The following is an 18,381-nucleotide window of genomic DNA, read 5'->3' on the forward strand; positions in this document are numbered from 1 at the left end:
CCCGCCTGGAAAGGCTGACGCGGAGCGTCACGGGATACATTCCCACGCAGAGCGTGGGAACGATCGGTGTCAGGCTGAGGTGATGTTGGCGCGCGCGCTGTGCAGCTTTTTATAGCTGTCGATCAAGCGCAAATGCCGATCCAGGCCTTCCAGCTTCATGCTGGTCGGCGTCAAGCCATAGAAACGCACCGTGCCGTTCACCGAACCAATCACCGCGTCCATCCGCTCGTTGCCAAACATGCGGCGGAAGTTGGTCTCGTAATCCTCAAGTTCCAGATCTTCGTCCAGGTGCATCTCCAACACCGCATTCACCGCCTGATAAAACAGGCCGCGCTCAGCGGTGTTGTCGTTGTACTGCAGGAACATCTCCACGCACTCTTTCGCCTCCTCATATTGCTGCAAGGCGAGGTAGATCAGCAGCTTCAACTCCAGGATGGTCAGCTGACCCCACGCCGTGTTGTCGTCGAATTCGATGCCGATCAAGGTGGTGATGTCGGTGTAGTCGTCCAGCTCGCTTTCCACCAGGCGCTCAGCCAGCGCTTTAAGCTCGTCGTCGCTGAGGCTGTGCAGGTTGAGGATATCGGCGCGGAAAAACAGCGCCTTGTTGGTGTTGTCCCAGATCAGGTCGTCCACCGGGTAGATTTCCGAGTAGTCCGGCACCAGGATGCGGCAGGCGGTTGCGCCGAGGTGTTCGTACACCGCCATGTAGGACTCTTTGCCCATGCCTTCGAGAATACCGAACAGGGTCGCGGCTTCCTGGGCGTTGGAGTCTTCGCCGTGGCCGGAGAAATCCCACTCGACGAATTCGTAATCCGACTGGGCACTGAAGAAGCGCCACGAGACCACACCGCTGGAGTCGATAAAGTGCTCGACGAAGTTGTTCGGCTCGGTCACCGCATGGCCTTCGAAGGTCGGCTGTGGCAAATCGTTCAAGCCTTCGAAGCTGCGGCCCTGAAGCAGTTCGGTGAGGCTGCGTTCCAGCGCCACTTCCAGGCTTGGGTGGGCGCCGAAGGATGCAAATACGCCGCCGGTGCGCGGGTTCATCAGGGTCACGCACATCACCGGGAATTCACCGCCCAAGGACGCGTCCTTGACCAGCACCGGGAAGCCCTGGGCTTCCAGGCCCTGGATACCGGCGAGAATGCCGGGGTATTTTGCGATCACTTCAGCCGGCACGTCCGGCAGCGCGAATTCGCCTTCGATGATTTCGCGTTTCACCGCACGCTCAAAAATCTCCGACAGGCACTGCACCTGGGCTTCCGCCAAGGTGTTGCCCGCGCTCATGCCGTTGCTGAGGTAGAGGTTTTCGATCAGGTTGGAGGGGAAGTACACCACTTCGCCGTCGGACTGGCGCACGAACGGCAGCGAAACAATGCCGCGTTCTTCATTGCCCGAATTGGTGTCGTACAGGTGCGAGCCACGCAGCTCGCCGTCGCGGTTGTAGATCTTCAGGCAGTAGGCATCGAGGATTTCAGCCGGCAGTTCGTCTTTGCGGCCCGGCTGGAACCAGCGTTCATCCGGGTAATGCACGAAGGGCGCGTTGGCCAGTTCCTCACCCCAGAACTGATCGTTGTAGAAGAAGTTGCAGTTGAGCCGCTCGATAAACTCGCCCAACGCCGACGCCAGCGCGCCTTCCTTGGTCGCGCCCTTGCCGTTGGTGAAGCACATCGGCGAGTGGGCATCGCGGATATGCAGCGACCAGACGTTGGGCACGATATTGCGCCACGAGGCGATTTCGATCTTCATGCCCAGGCCCGCGAGAATGCCGGACATATTGGCAATGGTCTGCTCCAGCGGCAGGTCTTTGCCGGCGATGTAGGTGCCCGCCTCGCCAGTCGTATTCGGCATCAACAGCGCCTGGGCATCGGCGTCGAGGTTTTCCACCTCTTCAATCACGAACTCGGGCCCGGCCTGCACGACTTTCTTCACGGTGCAACGGTCGATGGAACGCAGGATGCCCTGGCGGTCCTTGTCGGAGATGTCGGCGGGCAACTCGACCTGGATCTTGAAGATCTGGTTGTAGCGGTTTTCCGGGTCGACGATGTTGTTCTGCGACAGGCGAATATTCTCCGTGGGGATATTGCGCGTTTCGCAGTACAGCTTCACAAAGTACGCCGCACACAACGCCGACGAAGCCAGGAAGTAATCGAACGGACCCGGTGCCGAACCATCGCCTTTGTAGCGAATCGGTTGGTCGGCAATTACCGTGAAGTCATCGAACTTGGCTTCAAGCCGAAGGTTGTCGAGAAAGTTGACCTTAATTTCCATGCGGGCACACCAGAATAACGGGCTAAACAAATTGGCCGCCATTATGAAGATTTTCGCCGGGAAGTCTCAGGGTTTTCCGAATTGCCTGCCGATCGGTGCTGACGTTTCCCTCAGCAACTCCCGATGGCTCCCGTGACAAATACAGGCATAAAGGTCGCTCCTGTCAGCCCAGGCGAATCGAAAGCTCAATATCATCGGCAAATGGCACGGACAGATAGCCGTTCGCAGGCTCGCGCACATGTGCCAGGTATTCCGGGCAGTAGTTGGTGTTGTCGGCCACCACCCATGCGCCGGGGCGCAGGTGTTTTTCAACCAGGTTCAGCACGTCGCCATACAAGGCCTTGGCGCCGTCCAGCAGCAACAGGTCGACGGCTTCAGGCAAGTCGCTGGCCAGCGTCACGAGGGCATCGCCTTCACGGATTTCGATCAGGTCACTCACGCCGCCCTGGATGAAATGCTCGCGCGCCAGGGCGATCTTTGCGGGCTCGAACTCGCTGCCAATCAGCACACCGCCGCCGTTGTCGCGCAGTGCGGCGGCCAGGAACAAGGTGGACAGGCCAAACGAAGTGCCGAATTCAACGATAGCCCGCGCGTTGCTGCTGCGCGCCAGCATGTAGAGCAAGTTGCCGGTGTCGCGGGAGACCGGTAGCCACAGGTCCTTGAGCAGCGTGTAGAGCTCAAGGTAATCGGTTTTGCTGTGCATCAGGCGGTCGCGCTCTTCGCCGGATATATCGTTGAAGGTCGGGCTGGTGGTTGCGTTGGCTTGTGCGTAGAGGCGTTCGATCAGGGGCGCCAATGGCGCGGTGGTCAGGGTCGTCATGATTGATTTCCGTCAGGTTGGGACTAAGATGCGACTAATCCGTCGCATTTAAAGTATGCGAGTGATTCGTCGCATTCGCTATTCGCGTTAGCCCCGCCGCTGGAGCCCCAGATGACAACCCGCCAGACCGCCCGTATTTCCTCACGCAAGCAGCCACAACAGGCGCGTTCCACCGAGCTGGTGGCGGCGATCCTCGAGGCGGCTATTCAGGTTTTGGCCAAGGAAGGCGCCACGCGTTTCACCACCGCGCGGGTGGCGGAAAAAGCAGGCGTGAGTGTGGGCTCGGTGTATCAATACTTCCCTAACAAGGCGGCGATTCTGTTTCGCTTGCAGAGCGATGAGTGGCAGCAAACCACGCAGTTGCTGCGCAGCATCCTCGAGCAAACCGACCTGCCGCCGCTGCGGCGCCTGCGCACCCTGGTGCATGCGTTTATCCATTCCGAATGCGAAGAAGCGCAGATGCGCGTGGCGCTCAACGACGCCGCGCCGTTGTACCGCGATGCGCCCGAAGCCGTCGAAGTACGTGCGGCAGGCCAGCGCGCATTTGAGGCGTTCATGCTCGAATTGCTGCCGGACGTGCCTGAACAGACGCGCGCACTGGCATGCGATTTGATCCTGACCACGCTCAGTTCGGTGGGCAAGGATTTTTCCGGCAGCCCGCGTACGGCCGGCGAAATTGAGGGGTACGCCGAGGGTATGGCGGACATGTTTAGCGCCTACACGAATGCGCTCAATCAACCCTGATTGTTTAACAAAGGCATAACTGAAGGTACACAAACGGCGATTGAACGCATCCACGTGCGATGGGAGCATCGGCAGCCATGATTTCGCGCTTGTGTGTGTTCCGTCGCCAGCTGCAGCCTTCCTTCCCGAAGGTGCAGGCGCGTCCCTGCGAAAATCCGCTGTTCAATATCATCCTGGCCTTCTGGGCACTGTGGCATTGCCGCCATGCGCGCCCGCCCGATGCACACCTCTGATTAATCCGAACCGGCCTCGCCGGCATTCATTTATCAGAAGGAACATGCCATGACCGCAGCCATGCGCCCTGTCACCGGTGCTGCCCAGCGCAGCGCCTCGTATTACACCGCCAGCCTCAACGACGCCACCCACTACCCGACCTTGCACGGCCAGGTCAGTGTCGACGTGGTGATTATCGGCGGCGGCTTTACCGGCGTCGCCAGCGCGGTCGAGCTGGCCGAACGCGGGCTCAAGGTCGCGATTGTCGAGAGCAATCGCATCGGCTGGGGCGCCAGCGGGCGCAATGGTGGGCAAGTCACCGGTAGCCTGTCGGGCGACGAGGCGATGCGCGCGCAAATGCGCAGCCGCCTGGGCGCTGAGGTCGACGATTTCATCTGGCACCTGCGCTGGCGCGGGCATCAAATCATCGAGCAACGCGTCAATAAGTACGCGATTGCCTGCGACCTCAAGCACGGCCACTTGCATGCCGCGATGAAGCCCTCGCACCTGACCGAACTGCGCGCCTTTCACGATGAAGCGCAACGGCGCGGCATGGGCGATCAGGTCAGCCTGCTCGATCAAGCCGGTGTGCGTCAGCATCTGGGCAGCGAGCTGTACCTGGGCGCGCTGAAAAACACGCGCAACCTGCACCTGCACCCGCTCAACCTTTGCCTGGGCGAAGCGCGCGCGGCGCACAGCCTCGGCGCGTTGATTTACGAGAACACCGAAGTGCTGCAAATCGTGCATGGCGAGCGGCCTGCGGTGGTCACCGCCCATGGCCGCATTGACGCACGCCACGTGCTGCTGGCCGGCGACGTGTACCACAAGCTCGAACCCAAGCAGCTCAAGGGCAAGATTTTCCCGGCCATGGGCGGCATCGTCACCACCGCGCCGTTGGGCGAACTGGCGCAGCAGATCAACCCGCACGACCTGGCGGTGTACGACTGCCGGTTTGTGCTCGATTACTACCGCCTGACCGGCGATGGCCGCTTGCTGTTCGGTGGCGGCGCCAACTATTCCGGGCGCGATTCACGCGACATCGCCGCGGAGCTGCGCCCGTGTATCGAGCGCACGTTCCCGGCACTCAAGGGCGTCGACATCGAGTTCCAGTGGAGCTGCGCGATGGGCATCGTGATGAACCGCATCCCGCAGCTGGGCAAGCTCTCAGACAACGTCTGGTACTGCCAGGGCTATTCGGGGCATGGCATCGCCACCAGCCACATCATGGGTGAAATCATGGCTGAAGCGCTGACCGGCACACTGGAAAAATTCGACACCTTTGCCGGCTGCAAACACATCAAGGTGCCGCTGGGCGATGTGTTCGGCAACCCGATGCTGGCGGTGGGCATGTGGTACTACCAGATGCTCGAGAAGCTGCGCTGAACGGCTCAGGGTTGAGTGGGCTGCTTGCGGTACATCCCGGTGAAAAAGTGGTCATTGTCCGGCGCCGCGTTGTGGTTGATCACCGCGAAGTTTCTCACCAGTTGAATGTGATACGGACCGTTTGAACGCGGCGCCAGCGGCTCAGGCACGATGATCAGGTTCTCGGTTTCCATTGGCACGGTGTGGTGTGCGGTCACGATCTCCTGGCCGGTTGCGGTGGTTTTCAGGCGGATAGTGAACTCCGCCACTTCCCGGCCCTGGGCGTCGCGTTCAGGCAGGATGTGCACATCAAGGTCGCCATCACGCCCGAGGAAATCATCGCGCATCTGGTAATGCCCGCTGCGCTGATCGCGGGCCACATCAGTGGCTTTCTCGTAGTCGGGTTCGCGCGCTTCAGGCTGTAGCCGGATCACCCGTTCAGGTTTGGCGACTTTGGCTTCACGCACCCAGGTGCCGCCGTACTCGTAGGGCTCACGGTCACTGCGCGTGATCCGCCAGATGCCCGTCTGGTGGCCGTCGTCGGCGGATTCGAACAGGTAGAGGAAGTTGTCTCCGTCACTCTCTTCTTTTTCCCCCACCAGTTGGATCGGCTGCCTGCTGCCGCTTCGGGTGTAGCGCAGTTCGCCAATAATCACCGCGCCTTGCTCCTGATACCAGAGTTGCACCGGTAGCGTGCCGTCCAGGGTGCCGGAGAGTGACTGCACCTCCTGATTGACCGGGCCTTCGAGGCTCGGCTGCTCATGCCACTGGCCGTCCTTCCATCCGCCAGTGGTGCGCAGCAAATAGCCACGCGGCATGCTGGAATTTTCGCCAGACTCGGTGGCCGGGACTTCTTCCTGGGTGTACGCGCTGAGCCGCTTGAGCTCGCCGTTGCGCATTTGCCATTGGGTCGAGCGTGTCCAGCAGCAGCCACGGTCAACCTGCGAAAGCAAAGTGCCTTCGAACGGGCTGAGGGAGAACATACCGCTGCTGGTTTCCCAAGCCAGTTTGGTCAAGGGCGCGTTAAGCACCCAGCGCTGGGTTTGCGGGTCTTGCAGGTAAACATCGAACATCGGTTTGTAGCGCTGCGTCGGGTCGTTGCCATTTCGAATCGCGAGGTCTTGGCGGCCGTCCAGGTCGAAGTCAGCGAAGTACAGCAGGCTGAACGGCCCAAGCAGCCAATTGTCGATCTTGCCGTTTTGGTCCACCGGCACATTGGCGGCCGGCGAATGCAGCTGCTGGAGGGTTTCAAGGGTGTTTTTATCGCGCACGGTGATCAGTGCAGGCGCCAATTCGCCGGGGTCCTCGGGCACCTCCGGGAACAACACGTCGACCAGGTAGTGGCCGCTGGGGTCATTGACCGACACCGAGCGTGGTTCGGCGATGGCAGTCGCCGTCAGGGCCAGGGAGATGAGCACACCGTTGAAGAGCGAACGCATCCAGCGCTTCCTTGCTGAGATTGGGGGGGGGCGACAGTGTATGCGCTCAGTGCGCCGTAAACACTGGGTTTAAGCAAACGTTAAAGCGGCGTCGTCTCAAGTGCCTTTGTTGGGTGACACCCACCACGTCATCGCGCAGCGGCTACCGGGCTCGAAGCCGTAGGCGTACTCGTCGGCCAGGATGTCCGCCAGGCGCTTGTCGCCTGTCGGCTGAAACCCAAGACGGGTGTAAAACGGCGCATTCCACGGCACGTGCCTGAACGTGGTCAACGTGACTGAACGCAGCAGGTTCGCGCGCGCACAGTCCATCGCCGTTTCCACCAACCTACGGCCCCAGCCTTGGCCTTGTATGGATTGCCCGACCGACAGTTCATGGATGTGCAGCGCATCACCCTGGCGTTCGGCGCTGAGAAAGCCGTGTGGCTGGGCATCAGCGTCGACCACCACCCAACAGGTGGCTAACGCAATCAGTTGACGGTGACGTTCGACGCTCATCGTGGCGGTGTCCGCCAGCCAGCTCAGGCCATCGATACGGCGGAATACCTGGGCGGCGCTCAGTTCAACGCGGGGCAGCAGCGGCGCGTCATCGGCAAGCGCCAGGCGAATGTGTACAGGCATGCGTTATCAAGTCCGTGCTGGGCAGGCGAATCAGGGTTGTTTGCGGTACATGCCGGTGAAGTAGTCCGAACTGTCCGGTGCGGAGTTGTGTTCGATCACCGCGAAGTTTTTCACCAATTGGATGTGATACGGGCCAACCCGCGGCGATGCCAGCGGCTCGCGCACGATGATCAGGTTTTCGGTTTCCATCGGCACCGTATAGTGCGCCGTCGTGATCTCTTTTGCGCTCGCAGTGTCTTTCAAAGTCAGGGTGATGTCTGCAAGCTCCCGGCCCTGGGCATCACGCTCGGGCAGGATTTTCAGGTCGAGGTCGCCGTCGCGCCGCAAAAAGTCATTGCGCATCTGGTAGTGGCCGTCGCGCTGATCCCGCGCGACTTCATCGAGTTTGGCGTAGTCCGGTTCGCGGTATTCGTCGCGCAGTTGGATCGTCAACTCGCGGTCATCGTCCCTGGCGCCACTGACCCAGGTGCCGCCATAGTCACGGGAGATCCGCCAGATGCCGGTTTGATGACCATCGTCCGTGTATTCGTGAAGATTGAGGAATGGCTGGTTGTCGTAGTCCTCGCGCGCACCGATCAATTTGATCGGCTCACCGCTGCCACTCTGGAGGTAACGCAACTCGCCTATCACCACCGCGCCCTGATCCTGATACCACAGCTCGACCGCAATCTTGCCATCCAGCGTGCCGACCAGCCGGTGTGGGTCTTCGTTGACCGGCCCTTCCAACCTTGGTGTTTCCTGCCATTTGCCGTCTTTCCACTCGCCGGTGGTACGCAGCATATAGCCGCGCGGCATGCTGGAGTTCTGGCCAAATTCGGTGGGCAGCACCTCTTCCTGCGTGTACGCACTCAACTGCACCAACTGACCGTCGCGCATTTGCCATTGCGCGGAGCGCATCCAGCAGCAGCCACGGTCCGTTTGCGAATGCAGCGTGCGGTCTTTCGCGTTGACCGAAAACATCCCGCCTGAGTTAGCATTCGCCAGTTCGGTCAGGGGCCCATTGAGTACCCATTGGGTCTTCTGCGGGTCTTGCAGATATACATCGTAGTTGTACTGAAAGCCTTCATCGACGCCACTGCTATTGCGGATCGCCAGGTCTTGGCGGCCATCGAAGTCGATGTCGGCGAAGTACAGCACGCCGTATTCACCCACCAAATGATCCGGGTCTGTTTTGCCGTTGCGCAGCGGCACGTTAGCGGCCGGGGTGCGCAGCTGCTGAAGGATTTGCAGGGTGTTTTTGTCGCGCACGGTGATCAGTGCCGGCGCCGGTTGATCCAGCGCTTCGGGCACTTCGGGAAACAGCACTTCGACGAGGAATTTGCCGCTGGGATCATTGACCGAAAAGGAGCGCGGCTCGGCCATTAGCGGCGCCACGAAGGTCATGGAAAGGAACACACCGCAAAGTAGCGCGCGCATCCAAAGCATCCTTGCTGAAAATTGGGTGCGCAGTGTAAAGGCAAACGGGGTTAGGTTCGAACAAATCCCTGTTTGCACCCTTGCATTCGCTGCTATGTTTCGTGCTCGATCAGGAAAGGATGTGCCATGGAACCGTTAGCGCCAAACGCAGCATTGGTGATCATCGACATGCAACAGGGCATGAACAACCCAACGCTTGGGCGTCGCAACAATCCCGACGCCGAATTGCATATGCAGCAACTGCTGGGCGCCTGGCGGCAGTCGCAGCGCGCGGTCGTCCATGTGCGGCACCTGTCGCGCACGCCCGGCTCGGTATTTTGGCCAGGCCAGCCAGGCTGCGAGTTCCAGGCTGAACTGGCGCCGCTCAAACATGAGCATGTGCTGGAGAAGAACGTGCCGGATGCGTTTGCGGCCACGGGCCTGGAGCGCTGGCTGCACATGCGCGCGATCCGGCAGTTGGTGATCGTCGGCGTGATCACCAACAACTCCGTGGAATCCACGGCACGCTCCGCCGGAAACCTGGGCTTTGAGGCGATCGTGGCCGGGGATGCCTGCTACACGTTTGACCAAACCGATTTGTCCGGGCGGCTGTGGCCTGCCGAGGATGTGCATGCGCTGTCGCTGAGTAACCTGGCGATGGACTACGCCAGGGTGATGGAAACGGCCGAGATTCTCGCCGCTACTTAAGCGGTAAAGACGCCCGCCTCCACCAGCATTTCTACCAGCCCCTCGGGCCATACCCTTTCCTCGGTCAAGCGCAGCGCCTGGGCGGACCACCAGCGATGGTCCGCCATCACCTGGGTCTCTTCCTGCGTCCACTCGGCCCTGGACAGCGCCGCGCTGGCGGCGTGAACGATAAAGTAGTGCTCGATCGCCAACACCGTCTCGCCGCTGGGCAGCATCAGCTCGAAGCTGCGCTCGGCCACAGATGCGTCCACGCCGCTGACCACAATCCCGGTTTCTTCGCGCAGCTCCCGGATCGCCGCCGCGTGGAAGCTTTCGCCCGCCTCGACACCGCCGCCTGGCGTGGCCCAGTAATTCCTGCCGGCCAGCGCGCCGTCTTTATGCACAAACCGGAACAGCAGGACTTCGCCGGCGGGGTTTATAACCAGTAATCGCGACGCTTTGCGCTCGCGCATCGGCGCTACTCCTTGTGTATATGGGTTTGCAAATAGGCCTTCAGCAACAGTGTGGTCTGTTGCTCAAGCCCCGCTTCGAATGCAGGCGACGCGTTGCCCTCGAGCAAGGTCCGCACCGGGCCGACAATAGCGCTCAGGGCAATGCTCGCCGTCAGGACCGGGTCGTCAAACTGAGCATCCGTTGCCGTGCGCAACATCGCAGCAATCACCGCCACCATCCGCGCATTGATACGCGCGACCAATTCAGCACCGCCCCGCTCGCCTGCAATCGCATACAGCGCCTTGGACACGCCCTGGTCGCGCAGCTTGGCGTTGAGCAGCGCCGTCACCAGCCCGGACGCCATCTCGGCCACCGGCAGCTGTTGATGGCGGCTGCAGGCCAACTCGACCGCCTCGGCCACCCACTCCAAATGTTTTTGCAGCACGGCGGCCAGCAGCGCGTCGCGGTTCGGGTAGTACTGATAGAGGCTGCCCACCGACATACCGGCGCGCTCAGCCACGCGGGTGGTGGTGCAGCGGATCAGGCCCTGCTGGGTCAAAACCTGAAGGGTTGCCGTGTGCAGCGCCTCGACGGTGGCGACGGAACGCGCCTGAACCGCTGATTTTCTTGGCTTTAACGTGGCTTTGACGGGGCTCATGGAATGCGAATTCCAATATCTGAAGGATCCTTCATATTAGAGCCTTACTCCGATGACGCAAGGGTGACAGCAATGACGGGTTTGGCAAACAGCGGCACATTTACCTTGGGCGACCGCCAGGTCAACCGCATCGGCTATGGCGCGATGCAACTGGCCGGCCCCGGCGTGTTCGGCCCGCCCAAGGATCGTGCCGGCGCGTTGGCGGTGCTGCGCGCGGCCGTCGCCGCCGGCGTCAACCATATCGACACCAGTGACTTCTACGGGCCGCATATCACCAATCAACTGATCCGCGAGGCGCTGCACCCGTACCGCGACGACCTCACCCTCGTCACCAAGATCGGCGCGCGCCGTGATAACGAAGGCGGCTGGCATGCCGCGCCGTCCAAGCAAGAACTGACACAGGCCGTGCATGACAACCTGCGCAACCTCGGGCTGGATGTACTCGACGTGGTCAACTTCCGCGCGTCCCATAACCTGATGGGCCCTGGCGAAGGTTCCAATGAAGCGCCACTGACCGTGCTGGCCGAGTTGCAACAGCAAGGCTTGGTGCGCCATATCGGCATCAGCAACGTGACCCCGACACAGGTGGCCGAGGCGCGCAAAATCGTCAAGTTCGTGTGCGTGCAGAACCTCTACAACATCGCCCATCAGCACGATAACGCGCTGATCGACGAACTGGCCCGCGACGGCATTGCCTACGTGCCGTTCTTCCCGCTGGGCGGTTTTACCCCGGTTCAGTCATCGACGCTGACACGTGTTGCCCAACGGCTGGGCGTGACACCCAAGCAACTGGCACTGGCCTGGTTGCTGCGACGCTCGCCAAATATCCTGCTGATTCCCGGCACCTCGTCGGTGGCGCACCTGCATGAAAACCTGGCGGTCGGCGAACTGGCGTTATCCGATGAGACCTTCGCTGAGCTGAATGCCATCGCGGGCTGAAACCGGCGCTATTCGGGCACCTCGGCTTCAACCGGGCGTGCCCTTTCACCGAGCCTTTCTACAAGCCTGACCAAATAACCATCCGGGTCCTGCAGCAGAAACTCACGCTGCCCGACCTCGACCTCGCCGGCCCTGTACCACACATCCTTACTCGGCTTGAACAAGGGATACGCCGCCGCGTCCAGCCGTTGAATCACCGGCAGCACCGCCGCGACGTCAATCTGCAAATTCATCCCACGCCCGAACGGCCGCTCCAGCGCGGCGGTCAGCCATTGGTTGGCGAGCGGGTCGACTTGCTCAAGCATCACCTGCGCGCCGTCCAGATCCAGGTAGGCAAAACCGTCTTCCAGGCGTTGATAAGCGATCTTGAACCCTACCAACGCCACCCAGAATTCGAGGCTGTCACTCAGGTTGCTCACCATCAATTCCGGGACCAGCTTATTTCTGTGCATCATCCTGCTTTCCTTGTAGCTGTCAGCAATTGCGCGATCTTCGTGCGCAGCTCGCCGTGTTGGGCGTCTGCGTAAGGCGTGGCGGTTTTCCAGTCGTAGAACCAGACCGGCATCTTGCGCTTGTCGTCCGGCTCCGTGGCGTAGCGAGGAAAGAGATGGCAGTGCAGCTCCGGCTCGGAATTGCCGAGGATCTCGTAGTTCATGCGCACCGCGCCAGTCGCCGCCAGCACGGCGTCGCCAAGGCGGGCCATATCGAGCAGATAGGTCGCGCGGGCTTCGGCATCCAGGTCATTCAAGCTGGCCACCACCGGGTCGGGCAGCAGCAGGCAATATCCCGGCAGAAACTGCACATCGCCCATCACTGCCCAGCCCGAGGGCATGCGGCAGATAACTTTGTTATTGGCGCCGTTGCGGGCCAGTGCTACGCGTTGCGAAATCAGTGACATGCATTGTCCTTAATGATGACGTTCAACTCAGGCGAACGAACATAGCCAAGCCGTCCTCAACTGTCGATAACGCGCTGCACGTGGATCGCCGGCTCCGTGACAAACCGGCGCTCCGGCGTTTCCACATCAATCCCGAAAAGCTCCTGAATGCGTGCCAGGTGGTAGCGCAGCGTGCCGGGTAAGCAGCAGGCCGTCAGCGACACGTGCCTGCATCAGCCTGTATGACGAACGGGTCCAGAGTTACCAGGACGCAGGGCTTATCCCGGCATAACGGGCCCCAGGCCGACTTGCAGCAAGTAGCCTTCGAGCCTTTCGAGCGCAGCCGAGGGTACGAATGCGCCGATATAACCGTCCGGGCGCACCAGTACCCAGTCGCCAACGGCCAGCTCATACGCATGTTGCAACTGCCCATGCTCATCCACCCATTCAAACTGCGGGCCGATGTGATGGATATGCAGCCCCGGCCGAGGCGACACCGCACCGGGTGTAACGCCATAGCCCAGCAGCGTCCAATGCGCGCCTTTGTACAGGTCGAACAGGCGCAGCACTTGGCCGCTGGCGCCGCGCAGGTGTGCATCCGGAGCACGATCACCTGCCAGCAGGTTGCCGGTGCGCTCGGCGTGCTGCAGCGCGAGTGATGTTTGCGCGTAGCCGAGATCCAGTTGATGCACTTCCCTGCCCCGGCGCATGTCGCCACGCTGCATGCCGTCGAGCAGTTTGGTCGACAAGCCCAGTACCGAAGCGGCTATGGGGCGCCGCTCTTCTTCGTAACTGTCGAGCAACGTTTGCGGTGCACCGTTGGCCACCGCCGCCAGTTTCCAGCCCAGGTTGTAGGCGTCCTGCACGCTGGTGTTGAGGCCTTGGCCACCGGTTGGCGGATGGATATGTGCAGCGTCACCGACCAGAAACACCTGGCCGACACGGTAATGATCAGCCAACCGCGCATTCATGTTGTAGGCCGAAGCCCAGGACACCGAATGCACTTGAATACCATCGCGCCCGGTGCGCTCGGCCAGGATCGCCGTCAGCCCTTCGGCGCTGAGGTCGATGTCAGCCTCCAGCGGGATTGGCGCCTGAATCTGGAACAACTCGGTGCCGGCCAGCGGGCACACGGCGATCTGTCGGAGCATGTCGCCTTCGCCAAAACGGTGCCAGCAATCGGCTGAGAGGCCGGACAACCGCACATCCGCAACCAGCGCACGCACGCCCAGCGTTTTGCCTGGGAAGCCGATATCCAGGGCGTGACGCACAAAGCTGCGACCGCCATCGGCGCCCACCAGCCAGCGCACACGCACAGATTGCTTGCCATTGTTGTCGGCCAACTGTGCGCTGACACCCTCGGCGTCCTGCTCGAACGCCACCAACTCGCAGGCAAATTCCGGCGTGTGGCCCAGCTCCAGCAGGCGTTCGCGCAGCACGCGTTCGGTGAGAAATTGCGCCACCATCAACGGCTGTTGATACGGCTCGGCCGACGTCGGCGCGTTGTGTTCAATGGAATTGGCCTCGCTGTAGCTGCCATCGTCGCGGTAGCGCCGCTCAGTCGGATAGACTCCACCCACAGCGAACAGGCGATCCAGAATCCCCAGGTCTTCGAACAGTTCCTGAGAGCGCGGCTGAATGCCCTTGCCCCGCGAACCGTGAAAAGGCTCGGCGTTTTTCTCGATCAGGCGAAAGCGGATACCACGGCGTGCCAGGTCAATCGCCAGGGTCAAACCGGCCGCACCGGCACCGCAAATCAGTACATCAACAGCGCATTGCTCGTTCATACGGATCACCTATATGTGCAATACGCACATATTAAGATGGAGAAACACGGTGTCAAGAAAAAGCGTGCAAAACGCACATATAAGCGCACAACTGCGAGACCTGCATGACTCGCTGGTGGAAATTGTCGGGGTGATGAACCGCCCCCAGCGTGACGAGGCGATGGTTCGCGAGGCCGGGATTTCCCTGGACCGCGCGCTGTTTCCGCTGCTGGTGCTGGTCGAGCGGCTCGGCCCGATTGGCGTGGTTGAACTGGCCGACCGCGTGGGCCGCGACTACACCACCGTCAGCCGCCAGGTGGCGAAACTCGAAAGCCTGGGCCTGATCCTGCGCCAGGAAAGCGCCGTGGACCGCCGCGTGCGTGAGTCGGTCATCACCGAAAAAGGCAAGGCCATGACCGACCGTGTGGATGACGCCCGCGAGCGCATGGGCGTGTCGATCTTCTCGACCTGGGACGAAGGCGATTTCGAAAACCTGGTGCGCCTGATGCGCAAGTTCGCCGCGGACATCAAGGACGATTCGATACTGGCAACCAAAGACATACGCTGACCCGCCGCAGATCGGGATTACCACGCTAACGTCACGCCGAAATGAGCGGTTTTGCGGCCGGTAAAATTCCAGGACAAAAACTATTTTTGTTGTACACAAAATATCGCTAAAGATTTAGCGTGCCCGAGCCGAAACAGCAGTGATAGCAAATCGCCCTCCCTGCTGATGGTCGTCTCGATGAAAATAAAAAACAAGCTGGTGCTCGCGTTCGTCTCCGTGGCGTTTATTCCGGTCAGCCTGGTCGCGGTGATCTCCGTGATGAACACTCGGACCCAGGCGGTCGAGCAGTTCATTGACGGCAGCACCCGCGAAATACGCCAGATCGACGGCAATATCCGGCAGTTTTTCGATGGCACGCTGCAGAACGTCGATCAAATGTCCGCCGATCCTGTATACACTTCCGTGAACACTCTCAAGGATTACCAGCCCGCCAACGCCGCCAGCCAACCGCTGCCGGCGCAGGCTAAGCAGGTGATCGACCAGTTCGCCCGGTTCGGCGCCAGCCATCCTTCGGCGGCGATCCTGTCCATCGGCCTCGAAGACGGCACCTACGCCAAATGGCCCGATGACCCGCAACTGGCCAAGTACGACCCGCGCACCCGCCCGTGGTACAAGGCCGCCATGGCCAGCCCGAATAAAACCGTGCGCACGCCGGCTTACTATTACGACAAAGATGACGTCGCCCTGGTCGGCACCGCCCGCGCCCTGCTGGACACCAACGGCAAGGCCAAAGGCGTGTTCGTGGTCAGCGTATCGCTGAAGAACCTCACCGAATTGCTCAAGAGCATCAAGCTGGGTGAAAGCGGCTACGTGATGCTGATCGAAGACGGCGTGGTGCTGGTTGACCCGCGCGATGCCGCGCACAACTTCAAGCCGCTCAAGGACCTCGGCGCGCCCTATGCGCACTTGGCGCAAACGCCGCAAGGCTCGACCGAAGTGGTCATCGACGGCGTGCGTTACATGGCCAACGTGTGGACCTCGCCGGGCCTGGGTTGGCGCTATGTCGGGCTGATCGAATACAACGAAGTAATGGCCGCCGCCACGCGCATGACCTACCTGACCACTGCGATCGTGGCGGTGCTGGTGCTGATCTTCGGGTTGATTGCCGCAGCGTTTTCCAAAGTCATCGTCAAGCCGATCGGTCAGGTCAGCACCGGCTTGCAGTCCATCGCCCAAGGCGAAGGCGACTTGCGCCACGAATTGCAGGTGCAGGGCAAGGATGAAACCGCTGAGCTGGCGGGCTGGTTCAACAAGTTTCTCGCCGCGATCCGCCAATTGATCCAGCACATCGGCGCCGCCTCGACCAACTTGCAGGACGCCTCACGGGTCAACAGTGAAGTGGCGCACAACATGAACGAAGCCGCCGGGCGCCAGCGTGAGGCGGTGGAGTTGGTGTCGACCGCGTTCAACGAGATGGTCGCCACCGCCAACGAAGTCGCGCGCTCGTGCAGCGGCGCGGCGGAATCGGCGGAGAACGGCCATCGCCGCGTGGCCGAGGGCAAGCAGCAGATCGAAGTCACCACCGACAACGTCAATCGCCTCGGCCGGCGGTTGACCGAGTCGTCCCAGGCCATGGTCGAGCTGGAAGCCGGCAGCCGCAGCATCAACCAGATCCTCGGCACCATTCGCGCGATTGCCGAACAGACCAACCTGCTCGCGCTCAACGCGGCGATTGAAGCCGCCCGCGCCGGTGATCAAGGCCGTGGTTTCGCGGTGGTCGCGGATGAAGTGCGGGCGTTGGCCAAGCGCACCTCCGACTCCACCGGCGAGATCGAGCAACTGCTCGGCACCCTCGGCAGCAAAACCGAGGAAGTCACGCAGAAGATGAGCAGTTGCCTGGACCTGTCCCGCGCGAGCGTATCATCCATCGAAAACGCGCGGGACAGCTTCGAAGGCATCCAGTTGTCGGTGAATGAAATCCGCGACCAGAACCTGCAGATTTCAGCCGCCGCCGAGGAACAACACAGCGTTGCCGAAGAGATCAACCGGCATATCCAGCAGATCTATGACGAAGCGCGGCTGGTGGAAAGCCTGGCCAATTCTGCGCAGGATGACTCGGGGCGCCTGGCCAACTTGTCGGATGAGTTGAACGGTTTGGTGGGGCGCTTCAAGTCCTGACGCGTACGGCCCTGGAAATACGCGATCTGTTGCCACGGGAAGTGCCCGCACGCGGCAATTTCGGGCACGCCAGGCCGAGGAACTTGCCCATCAGGTCGCCATGGTCGGACAGCTCGACCATCGACTGGAATATCCCGCGCACCGCGCCGGCGCGCACCTTGTGGCGCATAGTCCTCTTTGGTCGATCCAAACTATGCCTGCTGTGAAACCATCCAGCTGACAAAGGCCTGCAGCCGCGTGCAAAAGGCCTCGCGCTCAGCGCTCGGGTTGCGCGCTTCAAACAGGAAGTAGGCGATCTGGATGCGCATCGTTGGGTAATGCTGCACGAACAACGCGACGTGTTCTTCAAGGCTGTGTGGCCAGCCTGCGGCGTCTGCTGCGCGCAACGTGTGCGTCGCCCGAATCAGCTTGCGTGCGGCTTCGCGTTGCAGGCGATGGCGTTGCTGTTCGGTGCCGGCTTGCTCGATACGTGTGAGATAGGCCGTGAGCACGGGTTCGAAGTCGCCATTGAGCGCCAAGGCGATCTCACGCGACGGCCGAAACGGTTCCAGGCGCAGTGAAAGGTCATCGCCCCACACGCACCGGCAATGATGCTTGAGCCAGAAGCCCCAGCGATTGTGGTTTTCAGCCGCCAGCACCTCGGCGCTGTGGCCGATATCGAAGTCGATTTTGGTCACCGTAGAATGCCGTTGCGCCAACGCCTGGCGAAGCTGCTCCCATCGCTCAAGCACGAGCGAATCTGGCGGTTCACTGAGTACCAGCGTGAGGTCCAGGTCCGACTCACCCGGGATCGCGTCGCCCCTGGCGACGCTGCCATACAGATAAAGGCTGTGCAGCCCCAAACCGGCCTGCGCAAGCGTGGTACACACGTCGGTCAGCACCGGTTGAAACTCAGGCTGCAGGGGCGCATCGCCAACCGTCAACACACAGCCGTTTGCATCGAGACCTTGAACGGTGCTCATGGGCGATGCACCTCAATCACCAGGCCTTCGGCCTCACTCGGCACACTGAAGTGTCGGGTGATCAGTTCGAATTCGGCATCGGTGGCGGCGAAATCATGCTCGCCCTGGGCATTGCGTGCATGCAGGCGCGCGCGGCAGGTAGCATCGTCCAGTTCGAGGTAATGCAGGCAGTGCGGCACCTGCGCGGCGTGCGCCAGGCCGAGCAGCCATTCGCGATTGGCCCGTGTGTTGGCGGGGACGTCCAGCACCACATTGACGCCCGATTGCAGCAGGTTGATCACCAGCGGCCCCAACACCCCGCGAACACGCTGGGCGCAGCGCAGGTAATCGGCAATCGACTGGATCTCGGCAGGATACAGCTGCGCGAGCCAGTGGTCTTCGCTGAGCACGACGGCGGCGTGCTCGGCGGCCAGGGTCTTAGCCAGGGTGGATTTGCCGGAGGCGATCTTGCCACAGAGCAGGTGCAGGGTTGGCATGGCGCGGGTCCTTATATC

20 protein-coding genes and 2 pseudogenes are annotated in these 18,381 nt (G+C 61.3%); 8 read left to right on the forward strand and 14 right to left on the reverse strand.

Going from position 1 to position 18,381, the window contains the following annotated elements; genetic code table 11:
- Positions 1-69: 69 nt before the first annotated feature.
- The gene (locus HX783_RS00795) at positions 70-2,268 is read right to left on the reverse strand and encodes an OsmC domain/YcaO domain-containing protein (protein ID WP_159956186.1); all 2,199 of its coding nucleotides are present in this window, start codon (positions 2,266-2,268) and stop codon (positions 70-72) included.
- A 163-nt stretch (positions 2,269-2,431) separates the two neighbouring features.
- Positions 2,432-3,088, reverse strand: a complete 657-nt coding sequence (locus HX783_RS00800) for an O-methyltransferase (RefSeq protein WP_177015588.1) — start codon at positions 3,086-3,088, stop codon at positions 2,432-2,434.
- Positions 3,089-3,199: 111 nt separating this feature from the next.
- Between HX783_RS00800 and HX783_RS00805 the strand changes: the two genes are divergently transcribed.
- The 3 genes from HX783_RS00805 (at position 3,200) to HX783_RS00815 (ending at position 5,428) form a co-directional block, all read left to right on the forward strand.
- Entirely contained in the window at positions 3,200-3,832 is a 633-nt protein-coding gene (locus tag HX783_RS00805; protein ID WP_177015589.1) for a TetR family transcriptional regulator, read from the forward strand.
- Positions 3,833-3,909: 77 nt separating this feature from the next.
- On the forward strand, positions 3,910-4,065 hold the full coding sequence (locus HX783_RS00810; protein ID WP_174245624.1) for a hypothetical protein: 156 nt from the start codon (positions 3,910-3,912) through the stop codon (positions 4,063-4,065).
- Positions 4,066-4,114: 49 nt separating this feature from the next.
- Complete coding sequence (locus tag HX783_RS00815) at positions 4,115-5,428, forward strand: FAD-binding oxidoreductase (RefSeq protein ID WP_177015590.1); 1,314 nt, start codon at positions 4,115-4,117, stop codon at positions 5,426-5,428.
- A 5-nt stretch (positions 5,429-5,433) separates the two neighbouring features.
- On the opposite strand, the gene HX783_RS00820 is transcribed toward HX783_RS00815, so the two are convergent.
- The 3 genes from HX783_RS00820 to HX783_RS00830 form a co-directional block, all read right to left on the reverse strand.
- On the reverse strand, positions 5,434-6,846 hold the full coding sequence (locus tag HX783_RS00820; protein WP_177015591.1) for a hypothetical protein: 1,413 nt from the start codon (positions 6,844-6,846) through the stop codon (positions 5,434-5,436).
- Positions 6,847-6,942: 96 nt separating this feature from the next.
- Positions 6,943-7,464, reverse strand: a complete 522-nt coding sequence (locus tag HX783_RS00825; protein ID WP_177015592.1) for a GNAT family N-acetyltransferase — start codon at positions 7,462-7,464, stop codon at positions 6,943-6,945.
- A gap of 30 nt (positions 7,465-7,494) precedes the next feature.
- Complete coding sequence (locus HX783_RS00830) at positions 7,495-8,880, reverse strand: hypothetical protein (RefSeq protein WP_177015593.1); 1,386 nt, start codon at positions 8,878-8,880, stop codon at positions 7,495-7,497.
- A gap of 126 nt (positions 8,881-9,006) precedes the next feature.
- On the opposite strand from HX783_RS00830, the gene HX783_RS00835 reads away from it, so the two are divergent.
- The gene (locus HX783_RS00835) at positions 9,007-9,567 is read left to right on the forward strand and encodes a cysteine hydrolase family protein (protein WP_177015594.1); all 561 of its coding nucleotides are present in this window, start codon (positions 9,007-9,009) and stop codon (positions 9,565-9,567) included.
- Here the strand turns inward: HX783_RS00835 and HX783_RS00840 are convergent.
- Positions 9,564-10,019: an NUDIX hydrolase gene (locus HX783_RS00840; protein WP_177015595.1), complete on the reverse strand. Its 456-nt coding sequence runs from the start codon at positions 10,017-10,019 to the stop codon at positions 9,564-9,566. The genes HX783_RS00835 and HX783_RS00840 overlap by 4 nt on opposite strands.
- 5 nt (positions 10,020-10,024) lie before the next feature.
- Positions 10,025-10,657: a TetR/AcrR family transcriptional regulator gene (locus tag HX783_RS00845; protein ID WP_177015596.1), complete on the reverse strand. Its 633-nt coding sequence runs from the start codon at positions 10,655-10,657 to the stop codon at positions 10,025-10,027.
- 72 nt (positions 10,658-10,729) lie between these two features.
- On the opposite strand from HX783_RS00845, the gene HX783_RS00850 reads away from it, so the two are divergent.
- Positions 10,730-11,596 carry an aldo/keto reductase family oxidoreductase gene (locus HX783_RS00850; RefSeq protein ID WP_177015597.1) on the forward strand — a complete coding sequence of 289 codons (867 nt, stop codon included), beginning with the start codon at positions 10,730-10,732 and terminating at the stop codon, positions 11,594-11,596.
- Between the two features lie 8 nt (positions 11,597-11,604).
- Here the strand turns inward: HX783_RS00850 and HX783_RS00855 are convergent, their stop codons facing one another.
- From HX783_RS00855 to HX783_RS00870, 4 genes are read right to left on the reverse strand one after another with little or no spacing between them, the layout of a single operon-like run.
- Entirely contained in the window at positions 11,605-12,051 is a 447-nt protein-coding gene (locus HX783_RS00855; RefSeq protein ID WP_177015598.1) for a VOC family protein, read from the reverse strand.
- Positions 12,048-12,494 carry an HIT family protein gene (locus tag HX783_RS00860; protein WP_177015599.1) on the reverse strand — a complete coding sequence of 149 codons (447 nt, stop codon included), beginning with the start codon at positions 12,492-12,494 and terminating at the stop codon, positions 12,048-12,050. Before HX783_RS00860 ends, HX783_RS00855 begins: the two co-directional genes overlap by 4 nt.
- A 56-nt stretch (positions 12,495-12,550) precedes the next feature.
- Positions 12,551-12,697 (reverse strand): helix-turn-helix domain-containing protein, encoded by a 147-nt coding sequence (locus HX783_RS00865; protein WP_371317647.1) that lies wholly within the window; start codon positions 12,695-12,697, stop codon positions 12,551-12,553.
- A gap of 54 nt (positions 12,698-12,751) precedes the next feature.
- Complete coding sequence (locus tag HX783_RS00870) at positions 12,752-14,260, reverse strand: FAD-dependent oxidoreductase (protein ID WP_177015600.1); 1,509 nt, start codon at positions 14,258-14,260, stop codon at positions 12,752-12,754.
- A gap of 49 nt (positions 14,261-14,309) precedes the next feature.
- Here HX783_RS00870 and HX783_RS00875 point away from each other — a divergent pair, with 49 nt between their 5' ends.
- The 3 genes and pseudogenes from HX783_RS00875 (at position 14,310) to HX783_RS30165 (ending at position 16,925) form a co-directional block, all read left to right on the forward strand.
- Positions 14,310-14,807, forward strand: coding sequence for a MarR family winged helix-turn-helix transcriptional regulator (locus HX783_RS00875; RefSeq protein WP_371317648.1), 498 nt, complete (start codon positions 14,310-14,312; stop codon positions 14,805-14,807).
- A 258-nt stretch (positions 14,808-15,065) separates the two neighbouring features.
- Positions 15,066-16,070: pseudogene (locus HX783_RS30160) on the forward strand (cache domain-containing protein); the annotation flags it as partial.
- Positions 16,071-16,157: 87 nt separating this feature from the next.
- Positions 16,158-16,925 (forward strand): methyl-accepting chemotaxis protein, encoded by a 768-nt coding sequence (locus HX783_RS30165; RefSeq protein WP_371317652.1) that lies wholly within the window; start codon positions 16,158-16,160, stop codon positions 16,923-16,925.
- A gap of 22 nt (positions 16,926-16,947) precedes the next feature.
- On the opposite strand, the pseudogene HX783_RS00885 reads toward HX783_RS30165, so the two are convergent.
- The 3 genes and pseudogenes from HX783_RS00885 to HX783_RS00895 form a co-directional block, all read right to left on the reverse strand.
- Positions 16,948-17,097 (reverse strand): annotated as a pseudogene (locus HX783_RS00885) (alpha/beta hydrolase); the annotation flags it as partial.
- Positions 17,098-17,116: 19 nt separating this feature from the next.
- Positions 17,117-17,887 (reverse strand): nucleotidyltransferase domain-containing protein, encoded by a 771-nt coding sequence (locus HX783_RS00890; RefSeq protein WP_177015601.1) that lies wholly within the window; start codon positions 17,885-17,887, stop codon positions 17,117-17,119.
- Entirely contained in the window at positions 17,884-18,363 is a 480-nt protein-coding gene (locus HX783_RS00895) for an ATP-binding protein (protein WP_159956146.1), read from the reverse strand. Before HX783_RS00895 ends, HX783_RS00890 begins: the two co-directional genes overlap by 4 nt.
- Positions 18,364-18,381: the final 18 nt, after the last annotated feature.

The sequence above is a fragment of the Pseudomonas sp. D2002 genome, from assembly GCF_013385735.1.
GTDB lineage: Bacteria > Pseudomonadota > Gammaproteobacteria > Pseudomonadales > Pseudomonadaceae > Aquipseudomonas.